Below are 14,978 nucleotides of genomic sequence, written 5' to 3'. Positions count from 1 at the left end.
GGCGGCGGATCTTAATGTAAGCAATTGTGACTAACAATTGAGAGTCGTTACCATTCGTGAAGAATTTACAATCTTTACATTTGGCCTTTACGGTTTCATCAAGCTGAAACGTCTTAAGCGGCGAAAAGGCTTGTGTAGCGCAAAAGGGAATCAATATCATTGGCGCCTTTACATTTCCTAACGGTGCTGCCGCCATGCTGCTTCACATCCCAGGCCTGTTCGACGCAGACGAGCTGGCCCGTATCCGCGAGGCGCTGGAGCAGGCCGACTGGGCCGATGGCAAGGTGACTGCCGGCTACCAGTCGGCCAAGGCCAAACACAACCTGCAGTTGCCGGAAGGGCACCCGTTGGCCAAGGAAATTGGCACGGCGCTGATCGACCGCCTGTGGAAAACCCCGCGCTTCATGTCGGCGGCCTTGCCGCACAAGGTGTTCCCGCCGTTGATCAACTGCTACCGCGAGGGCGGCAATTTCGGCTTTCACATCGATAACGCCCTGCGCCAGCCCAAGGGCAGCCCGGAGCGGGTACGTACCGACCTGTCTTCGACACTGTTCCTCAGCGACCCGGACAGCTACGACGGCGGTGAACTGGTGATTCAGGACACCTACGGCGTGCAGCAGGTCAAGCTGGCTGCCGGTGACCTGGTGCTGTACCCCGGCACCAGCCTGCACAAGGTCAACCCGGTGACCCGAGGCCAGCGTTATGCTGCGTTCTTCTGGACCCAGAGCCTGGTGCGCGAGGACAGCCAGCGGGCGCTGCTGTTCGAGATGGACAACGCCATCCAGCAACTGACTGCCGATGTACCCGAGCACCCCTCGCTGCTGCAGCTGACCGGCACCTACCACAACCTACTACGCCGCTGGGCTGAGGTCTGAACCGTGTCCTATCAGTTGCGACGTGAGGAAGTGGTGGATGTAGCCGGCTTGCAGGCCATGCTCGAGGAAAGCCCTGGCAAGGCCGCCCAGGCAATCCTGGCAGCGGCGGGGCAGGGCACGGTCGAGGCGCAGTTGCTGCTGGGGCAGATACTGCTGGATGGGCGCGGCATCGAAGAGGATGCCACCGTGGCCCGGCGTTGGTTTGGCATCGCCGCACAGGGCGGCAGTGCCATGGCGCACAACATGCTCGGTCGTTGCCTGGAGCATGGTTGGGGTGGTGAGCCGAGCCTGGAGCAGGCGGCCATTCATTATGCGCGTGCGGCCGACGCCGGGCTTGACTGGGGCCTGTACAACCTGGGCAACCTGCTGGCCACCGGGCGCGGGGTGCCGGTCAACCAGGCACAGGCACTGATGTGTTACGAGAAGGCTGCGCAGCTGGGGCATGCCAAGTCGATGAACCTGTATGGGCGTTACCTGGAGCAGGGCATTGCCACGGCGCCCAGCCCGGCGCGGGCGGTGCGCTGGTATCGGCGCTCGGCCGAGGCGGGGGATTTCCGAGGGATGTTCAGCCTGGGGCTGGTGCTGGTCGAGCGCGGGCAGCTGGCCGAAGCAGGGCAGTGGCTGGAGCGGGCGCGGGTTGAGGGGAACATGAATTTCCTGCGTGCTGCGTTGGTAACCTTGCAGGGTGCAGGGCCGGTGTTGATGGCCTTTGCGGCGCGGTATGCCGAAGAGATCGAACGGCGCGGGGATTGAAGTTGCCTGTGCTGGCCTCTTCGCGGGCTTGCCCGCTCCCACAGGTACTACGCTGGGCCTGATGGAAGCACCGCACCTGTGGGAGATTCTATGGTTTTCAGCAAGCCGGTTTCCCACCTTTGGAGACATATTCGTCCTGATTCTTCATCAGGGCGAATGCCACTCGCGCAAGCTTTCTGGCCAGGATTACCAACGCCTGGGTTGTTGCTTTACCCGCATTGCGATGTTGTTCGTATATCCCTTTCCAAGTGGCCGTCCGGCTGGCTGACATCGCCGCGTTATGCAACAGACGACGGATTTCTGAGCAGCCTCGCTTGGTCAGGCGGCGACGTCCATTCTTCTGCCCAGAATCAATCACTCGTAGATCCATTCCCAGGAATGCAATGTACGAATCACTGCTCTTGAACTCGCCCCGCATAAAGGCCATTACCAAGGCAGTGGCGGTGAGAAACCCAATGCCCTCTACCGCTTGGCAGCGAGCAACTTGCTCGTGCAGCCCAGCTTCGCGCAGCACCTCTTTAATTTTCTTTTGGATCAACAAATCCAGCCGGTCTATCGATTTTACAAAGGTTGTGAAGGCGGCTTTCAACAGGGCTTCATTAGCCCAGCTTTGAGTCATCGCCGTGCGGGCAGTCACCAAGGCCGCTCGGCGTCGCAGAAGGCTCTGAAGCTTGCCGTAGACGGCGGGAGGGGGAGTCCAAGGGCGGAGGTCTTCCCCCTCGTTTCTCAAAAATCGGGACAGCAACCGAGCATCAGTGGGGTCCGTTTTTACCCGTACACCCACGCTTTTGCGGTAGTTGCTCAGTTGGAATCCATCAATGACATAGACCTCGAAACCCAGGCTATGGGCCAGCTCAACCAAGTCCAGGTGGTAAACATTGGTCGCCTCAACAGCAATTGCCGTGTTGAGAGGCTGTTGCTTCAGCCATTTCTTGATTTCCGGTTTGGTATTTTTCACCTTGATGATCTCATCGCGATCATCGTGATGAATCACTAACTCTGCTTTCGCGACATCCGCACCCACGATCAATTTGCCAGCCTGCATTGCCACGGGAGCCTCCTCACGTTATGGTTTTTTGGCTTGAAGGGGTTTCACCAAGAGGCGCTGGCTTGCTTCTATCGTCGTTTGCAAACGATGCATTCTTTATCGGCGCTTTGGTGGAAGGGGTGGGGCGATGTCTCCCACGGTCTGTACTGCTGTGAACAGTCAGAATCGGGCATTTAGTCCCACCACCCCTTCAAGTCTAACCATACAAGCGGGCAAGCCCGCGAAGGGGCCGGTACAGCGGAGCACACATGAAAACGGGGCCTTGCGGCCCCGTTTTGCGTTACAGGTAGTAAGCCTTCAGCGGCGGGAAGCCGTTGAATTCCACCGCGCTGTAGCTGGTGGTGTAGGCACCGGTCGACAGCCAGTACAGGCGGTCACCGATGGCCAGGTTCAGCGGCAGGCCGTATTTGTAGTTTTCGTACATGATGTCGGCGCTGTCGCAGGTCGGGCCGGCGATGACGACTTCTTCGGCTTCGCCTTTCTTTTCGGTCCAGATCGGGAACTTGATCGCTTCGTCCATGGTTTCGATCAGGCCGGAGAACTTGCCCACGTCGGTGTAGATCCAGCGCTCGACGGCAGTACGCGACTTACGCGCCACCAGCACCACTTCGCTGACCAGGATACCGGCGTTGGCAATCAGCGAACGGCCTGGCTCCAGGATGATTTCCGGCAGCTCGTCACCGAAGTCTTCCTTGAGGAAGCGGATGATTTCTTCGGCGTAGGTTTCCAGGCTGTTGGTACGGGTAATGTAGTTGGCCGGGAAGCCGCCACCCATGTTGATCAGCTTCAGCTCGATGCCGTCTTCTTCCTTCAGGCGCTCGAAGATCACTTTGACCTTGGCGATGGCGGCGTCCCACACGCTGATGTCGCGCTGCTGCGAGCCCACGTGGAAGGAGATGCCGTAAGGCACCAGGCCCAGGTCACGGGCGAGGATCAGCAGGTCCATGGCCATGTCGGTCTGGCAGCCGAATTTACGGGACAGTGGCCAGTCGGCAGTGGTGGAGCCTTCAGTCAGGATACGCACGTACACTTTCGAACCCGGTGCGGCCTTGGCAATGTTGCGCAGGTCGGCTTCCGAGTCGGTGGCATACAGGCGTACGCCCTTCTCGTAGAAGTAGCGGATGTCCTTGGACTTCTTGATGGTGTTGCCGTAGCTGATGCGGTCAGCGCTGACGCCGCGGTCCATCACCTTGTCCAGCTCGTAGATCGAGGCGATGTCGAAGCTCGAACCTTTCTCTTTGAGCAGGTCGATGATTTCGACGGCAGGGTTGGCCTTGACGGCGTAGTAGACCTTGGCGAACTCGAAGCCCGCACGCAGGTCGTCATAGGCCTGGCTGATCATCTGGGTGTCGATGAGTACGAACGGGGTTTCCTGCTTGTCGGCGAACGCCTTCATTTTCTGGAAGGTGTCACGCGCGAAATAATCTTCGACCTGGATCGACATGCTCAGGGACTCCATGGGCAAACTGAAAATTTAAGTGGCTGCAAACTGAACGTCCTCCGTATCCCCACTTTGGTTCGCCTACTCAGTACTTGAGCCGGATGGATCGTTTCCAGCATGGACGTTCGGCGCGCACTTTAGGGCGTGAAGAATGCAGAATCAACAGGCAATCCGGGCGTGATCGGCGTGGATCGACGACCAGCCATTTGAATAACCGACTCGTGTGACCGGCTGATGTTCCCCGCGATGTTTCAAGCGTTAAATATTGTGGAATGGACCGTGTTGGCCCTTTCGCGGGTGAACCCGCTCCTACAGGGATTGCGCTACTTCTTCAGGCGCGGGCTCACCCGCGAAAGCGCCCTGGGTGTTCATATTTATGGCCACATTTTCCTGGTACCCCCGTACAGGAAATCCCCTGTAAATTTTTTGTTACCGACTGGCGGATTTGCTGGTTTTGATGAGAAACATTACTATTCGCACCCTTATCCGCCTCCCTGATGACCCAGACCGTGTCCGGACACAAAGGCTTCCTCGACCATTACCACGAGCTGATCGGCACCTGGACGCGCAAACTGCGCAGTCGTCAGCAGGCCGAGGACCTCACCCACGATGCCTTTGTCCGGGTACTGGAAAACCCGCGCGAGCAGGTTGAGCAGCCGCGCGCCTACCTGCACCAGACCGCCCGCAACCTTGCCGTGGATGGCTTGCGCCGCGAAGACCGCCGCCAGGCCCTGGCGCTGGAAGCCTTCGACGAGGGCACTACCAGCGGCAATGACCCGGAGGCCTATGTGCATGCGCTGGAGCTGGCCGACAGCGTCGAGCGGGCGCTGGCCGAGTTGCCGCTCAACTGCCGGCAGGTGTTCATCTGGCAGAAGCTCGAAGGCCTGACCCAAGCCGAGATCGCCGAGCGCATGGGGTTGAGCAAGAACATGGTCGAAAAGTATATGATCCGCACGCTCCGGCATTTGCGTGAGCACCTGGATGTGTCGGCATGAAGAGTCAGGAGACCTTTTCGATGAAACAGCACGGTACCGATACCGTCCGCGAGCAGGCGGCCGCATGGTTTGCCCGCGTGCAGGATGCGCCTCGGGATACCGGGCTGCAGAAACAGCTACGCGCCTGGTTGGCCAGCGACGAGCGCCACCGGGAGGAGTACCAGCACCTGTGCCGCGTGTGGCAGGCCGCCGACTTCATTCCACGCCAGCGCCTTGAAGCGTTGCGCCAACCGGACCCGGTGCAGCAGTTGCCACGTCGGCGTTTCGTGCGTCAGGCACTGGCGGCCAGTGTGGCGGTGCTGGCATTGGGCCTGGGCTGGGGCGGCTGGCACTATCAGCAACTGAATCACCAAGCCAGCGTGCAGACCGCCTTCAACGAACGCCGCCAGGTCGAACTGCCGGATGGCTCCTTGCTCGATCTCAATGGCAGCACACAGCTGCAGGTCGACTTCAGCGCCGGCCAGCGGCATATCCGCCTGAGTGCCGGCGAGGTGATGTTCAGTGTTGCCCACGACAGTGCCAGGCCGTTTGTGGTGGACACCGCCCAGGGCAGCGTGACGGTAACCGGTACCCGCTTTGACGTGCGTCAGGACCCTGCCAGCACCCGGGTGGCGGTGGAGCAGGGTTCGGTGCGGGTGCAGGGCAAGGGCGACGCGCTGGCGCAGCTTACGGCCGGCCAGGGTTCGCATATAGATGCACAGGGCGGGGTGACCGCCCCCTATGCCGTCAACACCGCTGCCGTTACCGCCTGGCGCCAAGGCAAGCTGGTGTTCGACAACGCCACCCTCGCCGAGGTGGTGGCCGAAGCCTCGCGCTATCGTAGCCAACCGCTGCGGGTCGCCCCCGGTAAAGTCGCCCAGATGCGCCTTTCGAGCACCTTCAGCACCGACGACACCGACGCACTGTTGCGGGCCTTGCCGAGCATCCTGCCGGTGGCCATCAAGGCCCATGATGACGGCTCTCGCGAAATAATTGCGAAATAGATTCAGGTTTTTTCTCGCTCGTTCGTCTTCCTCGCCAGCTGCAACTGCCAAGCATTCCCATTTGCACGCGGTTGGCGTTTATTCCGCATTCCAGGATGTTTCGACGACGTGAACAACAACAAACCCTTCCCACGCTTCCGCGCCCTGGCGCTGGCCCTGGCGGTCAGCGCCGTGACCGTCAACAGCCAGGCTGCTGAGGCGGGCAACACCCTCCAGATCCAGGCCCAACCGCTGGCTTCGGCGCTGAATCAGCTTGGTCAGCAAACCAACCTGCAGCTGTTCTTCAGCCCCGAACTGGTGGCCGGCAAACAGGCCCCGGCGGTGTCCGGCAACCTGGCGCCGGTGCAGGCGCTGCAACAGTTGCTGCAAGGCAGCGGGCTGACCTTCGAGATGTCCCAGGACACCGTCGTGGTAAAGCCACTGCCGACTACCCTCGACCTGGGCAGCGGCAGCCTGGAGCTGGCGCCCACCGACATCAAGGTGGTCGGTGACTGGTTGGGCGATGCCCAGCAGAGCGTGGTGCAGAACCACCCCGGCGCGCGCACCGTGGTGCGCCGCGAGGCGATGGTGGAGAAGGGCGCGATGAACGTGCGCGACGTCCTGCGCGGCATCCCGGGTGTGCAGGTGCAGGACTCCAACGGCACCGGCGGCAGCGACCTGTCGCTGAACGTGGGCGTGCGCGGCCTGACCTCGCGCCTGTCGCCGCGCTCCACCGTATTGATCGACGGCATCCCGGCCGCCTTCGCGCCGTATGGCCAGCCACAGCTGTCGATGGCGCCGATCTCCTCGGGCAACCTCGACAGCATCGACGTGGTGCGTGGGGCCGGCTCGGTGCGCTATGGCCCGCAGAACGTTGGTGGGGTGATCAACTTCGTCACCCGGGCGATTCCGGAAAAGGCCTCGGCGGAGCTGTCCACCACCCTGGAAACCTCCCAGCACGGCGGCTGGAAGCACACCGAGTCGGCCTTTGTCGGTGGCACGGCGGACAACGGCATGGGTGTGGCGCTGCTGTACACCGGGGTGAACGGCAACGGTTACCGTGAAAGCAACAATGGCAACGACATCGACGACGTTATCCTCAAGACCCACTGGGCGCCCACCGACGTCGATGAGTTCTGGCTCAACTTCCATTATTACGATGGCCGTGCCGACATGCCCGGTGGCCTGACCCAGGCCCAGTACGACAGCAACCCTTACCAGTCGCTGCGCGACTATGACTACTTCGCCGGTCGGCGCAAGGATGTGTCGTTCAAGTGGCAACGCCAGCTCGACGATGCCACCCAGTTCGAAGTGCTGACCTACTACACCGACAGCTTTCGCGGCAGCGCCATCGCCTCGCGTGACATGAAGACCCTGTCCTCGTACCCGCGCAACTACCACACTTTCGCCATCGAGCCACGGGTTTCGCGCATCTTCTTTGCCGGCCCTACCACCCAGGAAGTCAGCGTGGGCTATCGCTACCTGAAGGAAGCGATGCGCGAACAGTCGACCCGCCTGGCGCTGATCGACAACGTGCCGACCGTGACCCCGACCTCTGACGGCCACGTGTTCCAGGACCGCAGCGGCGGTACCGAGGCCAGCGCCTACTACATCGACGACAAGATCGATGTGGGCAACTGGACCATCACACCGGGCATCCGCTTCGAGCACATCAATACCGACTGGCGCGACCGGCCGGTGCTGGATGCCAACAACCGCCCGGTGGCGGAGAAGAAGCGCAGCATCACCAGTAACGAGCCGCTGCCGGCGCTGAGCGTGATGTACCACATCTCCGACGCGTGGAAAGTATTCGCCAACTACGAAACCTCGTTCGGCAGCCTGCAGTACTTCCAGCTGGGCCAAGGCGGTACCGGCAACAGCACGGCCAATGGCCTGGAGCCGGAAAAGGCCAAGACCTACGAAATCGGCACGCGTTATGACGATGGCGGCTTCGCGGGTGAGCTGACCGCGTTCTACATCGACTTCGATGACGAGCTGCAATACATCAGCAACGACGTGGGCTGGACCAACCTTGGCGCGACCAAGCACCAGGGCATCGAGGCCTCGGTGCGCTACGACCTGACCGGGCTGGACCCGCGCCTGGAAGGGCTTTCGTTGAATGGTGGTTACACCTTTACCCGCGCCACCTATGAAGGTGAAATCCCGGGCTTCAAGGGCCGTGACCTGCCGTTCTATTCACGCCAGGTGGCCACTGCCGGCGTGCGTTACGCGGTCAACCGCTGGACCTGGAACCTGGACGCCTACGCCCAATCCAAGCAGCGCGCGCCGGGGACCGGGATCAATGCTGATGGCAGCTTCAACGGCGACTACATCACCGAGCCGAGTGCGGATGGGCAGTATGGTGATATTCCGGGTTACGTGACCTGGCACGCCCGTGGTGGGTATGAATTCGGGCCCGAAATGTCCAACCTGAAGCTGGCGGCGGGGGTAAAGAACCTGTTCGACAAGCAGTACTTCACCCGCTCCAGCGACAACAACGCCGGCGTCTATGTGGGTGAGCCGCGGACCTTCTATGTGCAGGCCAGCGTAGGGTTCTGACTTGAGATTGCCGGGGCCGCTTTGCGGCCCTTTCGCCGGCAAGCCAGCTCCCACAGGTACAGCGAGAACCTCAAGACATGCGCTGTACCTGTGGGAGCTGGCTTGCCGGCGATGGGGCGCGAAGTGCCCCCGGCTTTCTAGGACACCACCGCCTCAGCCGGCGAAACAATGCTGGTCTTGCCCCCGCGCGATCTGCCCGAACTCAGGTACGCCGCAATCGACTCCTGCGTCACCTCGCCCAAAAACACCTGCTCCGCATCCAGCACCGGCAGCCACGCCCGGTTGAACTCGTACATGCGCGACAGCAGGATGCGCAAATGCTCATCGTGCGATGCCGTGGCATTGAACGGCCGCAGGAAGTCGCCACACGTCCCTTGCTGGCGGTGCATGTCGCGCCGGCGCACATAGCCCAGTGCCTTGTTCTGTGCATCGGTCACCACCACGTAGCGGCGGTCGTGCTCATCCAGCAGCTCCAGTGCATCGCTCACGGGCGTTTCCGGGCTCACCGACGGCGCGTTGTCCGCTGCATCCTCGGCACGCACCAGCAGCAGGCGCTTGAGCGTGCTGTCCTGGCCAACGAAGTTGCTGACAAAGTCATCCGCCGGGTGCGCCAGCAGCGTGTCCGGGTGGTCCAGCTGCAACAGTTTGCCGGCACGGAAGATGGCAATCTTGTCGCCCAGCTTGATGGCTTCGTCGATGTCGTGGCTGACCATGATCACGGTCTTGTTCAGCGCCCGCTGCATCTCGAAGAACTCGTTCTGGATCATCTCGCGGTTGATCGGGTCGACCGCGCCGAACGGCTCGTCCATCAGCAATACCGGTGCGTCGGCCGCCAAGGCACGGATCACGCCGATTCGCTGCTGCTGGCCACCAGACAGTTCGCGCGGGTAGCGCTGCAGGTATTGCTTGGGTTCGAGCTTGATCATGTGCATCAGCTCGCGAGCACGCTCGTGGCACTTTTGCTTGTCCCAGCCGAGCAGGCGCGGGACCACGGTGATGTTCTCCTCGATGGTCATGTTGGGGAACAGACCGATCTGCTGGATCACGTAGCCGATGCGGCGGCGCAGGGTGACTTCGTCCAGGCCGGTGGTGTCTTCGCCATTGATGAACACCTGGCCCGAGGTAGGCGTGATCAGGCGGTTGATCATTTTCAGCGTGGTGCTCTTGCCGCAGCCCGAGGGGCCGAGGAACACGCAGATTTCCCCTTCGTTGACAGTAAGGTTTACCGCGTCGACGGCTTTGACGTCCTTGCCGTTGACGTTGAAGGTTTTGCTGAGGTTCTTCAGTTCGATCATGAGCGCAGTCCTTCTGGAGTCAGGGCACGTTGCAGGGTTTGCAGCAGCAGGTCGGCAATGATGGCCAGCAGGCTGACCAGTACGGCGCCGACCAGCAGCATCGACATGTCGCTGCGGCTGATGGAGGTAAGAATGAGCACGCCCAGGCCGCCGGCGCCGATGGTGGCGGCAATGGTCATGACGCCGATGTTCATCACTACTGCAGTGCGCACACCGGCGAGGATCACCGGTACTGCGATGGGCAGCTCGACCATGCGCAGGCGCTGGCCGAAGGTCATGCCGATGCCGCGCGCAGCTTCACGGATGCCGGGCTCTACGTTGGTCAGGGCGAGGTAGGTGTTGCGCAGGATCGGCAGCAGCGAATAGAGGAACACCGCAGTGATCGCTGGCAATGGCCCCAGCCCCTGGCCGAATTTGGAATAGAACGGCAGCAGCAGGCCAAACAGGGCAATCGACGGAATGGTCAGCAGCACCGTGGCGCTGGCTTGCAGCGGCCCGGCAACGGCCGGGAAGCGGGTCATGAGGATGCCCAGCGGCACGCTGACGAGAATGGCCAGGCTCACCGCAACGCCCACCAGCATGATGTGCTGCCAGGTCAGTTGCAGCACCTGGGCCCAGTCCAGGTGGCTGAAGGTATCGATCAGGTTCATGGCTGGCCCTCGCTGTTCAGTGGGTGCTCGCGCAGGAAGGTGGCGGCCACGGCGGTCGGGTTCTGGTGCTCGACGTCGACCTTGGCGTTGAGCTGGCGCATGGTTTCGTCATCCAGCTGCTCGGCCAGTGGCTTGAGCAGTGCGGCCAGTTGCGGGTTGGCGTCGAGCACGGCTTTGCGCACCACGGGCGCTGCGGTGTAGTCGGGGAAGTAGTGCTTGTCGTCTTCCAGCAGCTTGAGGTTGAACGCACTCAGGCGGCCGTCGGTGGTGTACACCAAACCGGCGAATACCTGGTTGTTGCGCATGGCGGTGTACACCAGGCCACCGTCCATCTGGCGGATGTTGCGCCGGTCCAGCGGCAGGCCGTACATCTCGCGCAGGCCAACGAGGCCGTCGGGGCGGTTGGCGAACTCGGTGTCCAGCGCCACCAGGTGGTTGCGCTGGCTTTCGTCACGCAGTACCTGGTTGAGGTCGCTGATGGTGTTGACCTGCGGGTAGGCCTCGGCCACTTGCTTGGGCAGGCCCAGCGCGTAGGTGTTGCTGAACTTCGACGGGGTCAGCCAGATCAGGTCCTTCTTTGCATCCAGCTCTTTGACCCGGGCGAAGGTGGCTTCGGCACTGGGCATGCGCTCGTCGATGTGGTTGTACGACACCAGCGAGACACCGGTGTATTCCCACATCAGGTCAAGCTGGCCGGTCTCCTGGGCCTGGCGCGCGATGTTGCTGCCAAGGCCGGTGGTGACGCGCACGTCAAAGCCGTTGGCACGCAGGTATTGCGCAGTGATTTCGGCGAGCACGGTCTGCTCGGTGAACACCCGCGCGCCAATGCGCACCAGTGGTTTTTCCACAGCCTGGGCAAATCCTGCGAACAGCAGGGCCGCGCCCAGCAGCAAGGCGATTCTCTTGTTCATACGTTCCCTATCCTTATTGGGCCAGGCCACGTTCCAGCCAGCGCTTGCTGGAGAAACTCACCGCCGCGTCCAGCACCAGTGCAAGCAGTGCGGTGCAGGCGGCACCCAGCAGCAGCTGTGGCTGGTTGTTCAGGGCGATGCCGGGGAAGATCAGGCTACCCAGGCTGTTGGCGCCGATCAGGAATGCCAGTGGCGCGGTGCCCACGTTCAATGCCAGGGCCACACGTACACCCCCGACGATGATCGGCACGGCATTCGGTAGCTCCACCTGCCAGAGTTGCTGGCGCGGGGTCATGCCGATGCCGGTGGCGGCTTCCTTGAGCGAGGCGGGGACGTTTTTCAGGCCCTCGTAGGTGTTGCGCACGATGGGCAGGAGAGAGGCGAGGAACAGCGCGAAGATCGCAGGCCCGGCGCCGATGCCCAGGATACTGAGCGCGATGGCCAGAACGGCCAGGGGAGGGATGGTGTTGCCAACGTTGAAAAACTGCATGAAGCGCTCGGCTTTGTCGACCCGGTGCGGTCGACTGAGGGCAATGCCAGCCGGGATGCCCACGGCCAACGCCGCCGCCATCGAAGCCAGCACCAGAACCAGGTGCGCTTGCAGGTAGAACCCAAGATCGTCGCGGTAACGCGCGATCGTGTCGATGCCGATCCAGTGGACCAGCAGGGCCAGGATGACGAGCACGGTGGCGCATCCCAACAGCCCTTTTCCGTAGCGTTTAGCCACAGGCGGACTCCTTGTGTTGTCGGCGAGCACACTTCTTTTTTGCCGGCCAGTCCTGGCGGCGGTTGGTGTGTTCGCGAGTAGCAGCGTGACGCACGCCGAAGGCTGCGATCAGGCCATGAGCCGAACCCCGTCGGGCCCGAAAATGCTGATGAAACCAGTCCCCAACCGAAGCGGGTTGCAGGGGAATGGACGTCTCCGTGGGCGCAAAGGTTCCCATCTGAGGCGGCATTTGGCCAGCGTTAATCACTGGCAACAAAGAAAATTCGCACGAAAAAACAGCGCTTTTTCTGCGTGGAGGCGTTGAATCGCCTGCTATCGAGCCATTTGTCCCGCCAAGCAATATCTCCTTTGAAATTCTCCCTGTATCTCCTTGAGGGAATATTCTTTCGGAGGTATGTTTGTTGTGTGGTCCATAGGGATGTGCCCGGAATTTCCAGTGGAGTTCAGGATGCTGGAAATGGAGGTCCAGGATGAACTGTTGGCTCAGCTACACCTGCTGGCATGCTGCGGCCCGGCTCTGGGTAGACCGCGTGTGGATACCTTGAAGGGCTCAAGGTATTCGAACATGAAAGAGTTGCGATTCAGCGTCGGGAATGGCGTGTGGCGCATAGCGTTCGCTTTTGACCCCTCTCGCTGTGCGGTGCTGTTGGTCGCCGGAGACAAGGCAGGCATCAGTGAACGTAGATTTTACCGGAGCCTGATCGAGCGTGCCGACGCACGTTTCGAACGGCACCTTTCCAGAGGTTGAATGATGAAAACACTCGATGAGGTTATGAACGAGCTGTCGTCTGAGCGCAGGGCGAGAGTAGAAGCACGCGGCCTTGAACTGATTCGTGAAGAAATGACCTTGCAAGCCTTGCGCAGGCAGTTGCAAATCACCCAGGACGAGTTGGCGGAGCGCCTCGATATCCGTCAGGGCAATGTTTCGAAAGTGGAGAAGAGAAGTGACATGTTGATATCCACCCTTCGCAGCTATGTTGAGGCCTTGGGTGGAACATTGGAGCTCGTTGCACATGTGCCCGGCCGGGCCCCTGTCACGCTTCAAGGTTTTTGTGATGATCAGGCTCAACGTGCGTGATTGACCAACGGACGGGGATCAGATTTTGGTCCCAGCCCAACTTCAGGTATGATATCGCCCCTTTTTGAATCCCCCAGTCAGGCGATTTCCCATGACCAACCAGGCCGCCGAAGTCGCGAAGCGCCGCACTTTCGCAATCATTTCCCACCCCGACGCCGGTAAGACCACCATCACCGAGAAGCTGCTGCTGATGGGCAAGGCCATTGCCGTCGCCGGTACCGTGAAGTCGCGCAAGTCCGACCGCCACGCCACCTCCGACTGGATGGAAATGGAGAAGCAGCGCGGCATCTCCATCACCACCTCGGTGATGCAGTTCCCGTACCGCGAGCACATGATCAACCTGCTCGACACCCCCGGCCACGAAGACTTCTCGGAGGACACCTACCGCACCCTGACCGCGGTGGACTCGGCGCTGATGGTGCTCGACGGCGGTAAAGGTGTAGAGCCGCGTACCATCGCCCTGATGGACGTGTGCCGCCTGCGCGATACGCCAATCGTCAGCTTCATCAACAAACTCGACCGTGACATCCGCGACCCGATCGAACTGCTCGACGAGATCGAAGCCGTTCTGAAGATCAAGGCTGCGCCGATCACCTGGCCGATTGGTTGCTACCGCGACTTCAAGGGCGTGTACCACCTGCGCGGTGACTACATCATTGTCTACACCCCGGGCCACGGCCATGAGCGTACCGAGGTGAAGATCATCGAGAAGCTCGACTCCGATGAAGCCCGCGCGCACCTGGGTGACGAATATGATCGCTTCCTCGAACAGCTTGAGCTGGTACAGGGTGCATGCCACGAGTTCGATCAGGACGAGTTCATCAATGGCCAACTGACGCCGGTGTTCTTCGGTACTGCACTGGGCAACTTCGGTGTCGACCATGTGCTCGATGCCGTTGTCGACTGGGCGCCGCGCCCGCTGGCCCGTGTCGCCCACGAGCGTACCGTGGAGCCGGTGGAAGAAAAGTTCACAGGCTTCGTGTTCAAGATCCAGGCGAACATGGACCCAAAACACCGCGACCGTATCGCCTTCATGCGCATCTGCTCGGGCAAGTACGAGAAGGGCATGAAGATGCGCCACGTGCGTACCGGCAAGGACCTGCGCATCGGTGACGCGCTGACCTTCTTCTCCTCCGAGCGCGAGCAACTGGACGAGGCCTTTGCCGGCGACATCATCGGCCTGCACAACCACGGTACCATCCAGATTGGCGACACCTTCACCGAAGGTGAGGCGCTGGGCTTCACGGGTATTCCGCACTTCGCCCCGGAGCTGTTCCGCCGCGTGCGCCTGAAGGACCCGCTCAAGTCCAAGCAGCTGCGCCAGGGCCTGCAGCAGCTGGCCGAAGAGGGTGCAACCCAGGTGTTCTTCCCGGAGCGCAGCAACGACATCATCCTCGGGGCGGTCGGTGTACTGCAGTTCGATGTGGTCGCCAGCCGCCTGAAGGAAGAGTACAAGGTCGAATGCGCCTACGAGCCGATCACCGTGTGGTCGGCGCGCTGGATCAGCTGCGATGACAAGAAGAAGCTCGAGGAATTCCAGACCAAGGCCATGGAAAACCTGGCCATCGACGGTGGCGGGCACCTGACCTACCTGGCGCCGACCCGGGTCAACCTGGCGCTGATGGAAGAGCGCTGGCCGGATGTGAAATTCCGCGCTACTCGCGAACACCACTGATTTCCAGAG

At 61.3% G+C, this 14,978-nt stretch carries 14 protein-coding genes; 8 read left to right on the top strand and 6 right to left on the bottom strand.

The genetic code is table 11. The features are described 5' to 3' along the window. Positions 1–194: 194 nt before the first annotated feature. Both N805_RS17830 and N805_RS17825 read left to right on the top strand, forming a co-directional pair. Positions 195–875, top strand: coding sequence for a Fe2+-dependent dioxygenase (locus tag N805_RS17830; protein WP_019472663.1), 681 nt, complete (start codon positions 195–197; stop codon positions 873–875). A gap of 3 nt (positions 876–878) precedes the next feature. Continuing rightward, positions 879–1,628 carry a tetratricopeptide repeat protein gene (locus N805_RS17825; RefSeq protein WP_019472664.1) on the top strand — a complete coding sequence of 250 codons (750 nt, stop codon included), beginning with the start codon at positions 879–881 and terminating at the stop codon, positions 1,626–1,628. 97 nt (positions 1,629–1,725) lie between these two features. On the opposite strand, the gene N805_RS17820 is transcribed toward N805_RS17825, so the two are convergent. Both N805_RS17820 and N805_RS17815 read right to left on the bottom strand, forming a co-directional pair. Continuing rightward, positions 1,726–2,679, bottom strand: a complete 954-nt coding sequence (locus N805_RS17820) for an IS110 family transposase (protein WP_028613411.1) — start codon at positions 2,677–2,679, stop codon at positions 1,726–1,728. Positions 2,680–2,956: 277 nt separating this feature from the next. Further along, entirely contained in the window at positions 2,957–4,120 is a 1,164-nt protein-coding gene (locus N805_RS17815) for a type III PLP-dependent enzyme (RefSeq protein WP_012270610.1), read from the bottom strand. Between the two features lie 494 nt (positions 4,121–4,614). Between N805_RS17815 and N805_RS17810 the strand changes: the two genes are divergently transcribed. From N805_RS17810 to N805_RS17800, 3 genes are all read left to right on the top strand, one after another. Beyond that, complete coding sequence (locus tag N805_RS17810) at positions 4,615–5,112, top strand: RNA polymerase sigma factor (protein WP_019472708.1); 498 nt, start codon at positions 4,615–4,617, stop codon at positions 5,110–5,112. A gap of 20 nt (positions 5,113–5,132) precedes the next feature. Beyond that, positions 5,133–6,095 (top strand): FecR family protein, encoded by a 963-nt coding sequence (locus N805_RS17805; RefSeq protein ID WP_019472709.1) that lies wholly within the window; start codon positions 5,133–5,135, stop codon positions 6,093–6,095. A 108-nt stretch (positions 6,096–6,203) separates the two neighbouring features. Next, positions 6,204–8,633, top strand: a complete 2,430-nt coding sequence (locus N805_RS17800; RefSeq protein ID WP_019472710.1) for a TonB-dependent siderophore receptor — start codon at positions 6,204–6,206, stop codon at positions 8,631–8,633. 137 nt (positions 8,634–8,770) lie between these two features. On the opposite strand, the gene N805_RS17795 is transcribed toward N805_RS17800, so the two are convergent. The 4 genes from N805_RS17795 to N805_RS17780 are packed head-to-tail and all read right to left on the bottom strand — an operon-like array spanning position 8,771 to position 12,216. Continuing rightward, positions 8,771–9,928 (bottom strand): betaine/proline/choline family ABC transporter ATP-binding protein, encoded by a 1,158-nt coding sequence (locus N805_RS17795; protein WP_019472711.1) that lies wholly within the window; start codon positions 9,926–9,928, stop codon positions 8,771–8,773. Continuing rightward, entirely contained in the window at positions 9,925–10,578 is a 654-nt protein-coding gene (locus N805_RS17790) for an ABC transporter permease (protein ID WP_019472712.1), read from the bottom strand. Before N805_RS17790 ends, N805_RS17795 begins: the two co-directional genes overlap by 4 nt. Then, entirely contained in the window at positions 10,575–11,489 is a 915-nt protein-coding gene (locus N805_RS17785) for a glycine betaine ABC transporter substrate-binding protein (RefSeq protein WP_019472713.1), read from the bottom strand. The genes N805_RS17790 and N805_RS17785 overlap by 4 nt, the downstream gene beginning before the upstream one ends. 13 nt (positions 11,490–11,502) lie before the next feature. Continuing rightward, positions 11,503–12,216: an ABC transporter permease gene (locus N805_RS17780; RefSeq protein ID WP_016501375.1), complete on the bottom strand. Its 714-nt coding sequence runs from the start codon at positions 12,214–12,216 to the stop codon at positions 11,503–11,505. 394 nt (positions 12,217–12,610) lie between these two features. Here N805_RS17780 and N805_RS17775 point away from each other — a divergent pair, with 394 nt between their 5' ends. From N805_RS17775 to N805_RS17765, 3 genes are all read left to right on the top strand, one after another. Beyond that, on the top strand, positions 12,611–12,964 hold the full coding sequence (locus tag N805_RS17775) for a type II toxin-antitoxin system RelE/ParE family toxin (RefSeq protein WP_019472714.1): 354 nt from the start codon (positions 12,611–12,613) through the stop codon (positions 12,962–12,964). Then, positions 12,965–13,294 carry an XRE family transcriptional regulator gene (locus N805_RS17770; RefSeq protein ID WP_019472715.1) on the top strand — a complete coding sequence of 110 codons (330 nt, stop codon included), beginning with the start codon at positions 12,965–12,967 and terminating at the stop codon, positions 13,292–13,294. It begins immediately after the preceding gene. A gap of 91 nt (positions 13,295–13,385) precedes the next feature. Then, entirely contained in the window at positions 13,386–14,969 is a 1,584-nt protein-coding gene (locus N805_RS17765; RefSeq protein ID WP_016484997.1) for a peptide chain release factor 3, read from the top strand. Positions 14,970–14,978: the final 9 nt, after the last annotated feature.

This window comes from Pseudomonas putida S13.1.2 (genome assembly GCF_000498395.2).
GTDB classification, from domain to species: domain Bacteria; phylum Pseudomonadota; class Gammaproteobacteria; order Pseudomonadales; family Pseudomonadaceae; genus Aquipseudomonas; species Aquipseudomonas putida_Q.
Note: the sequence above shows the minus strand (reverse complement) of the source record. Positions and strands in the feature narration are given on the sequence as shown.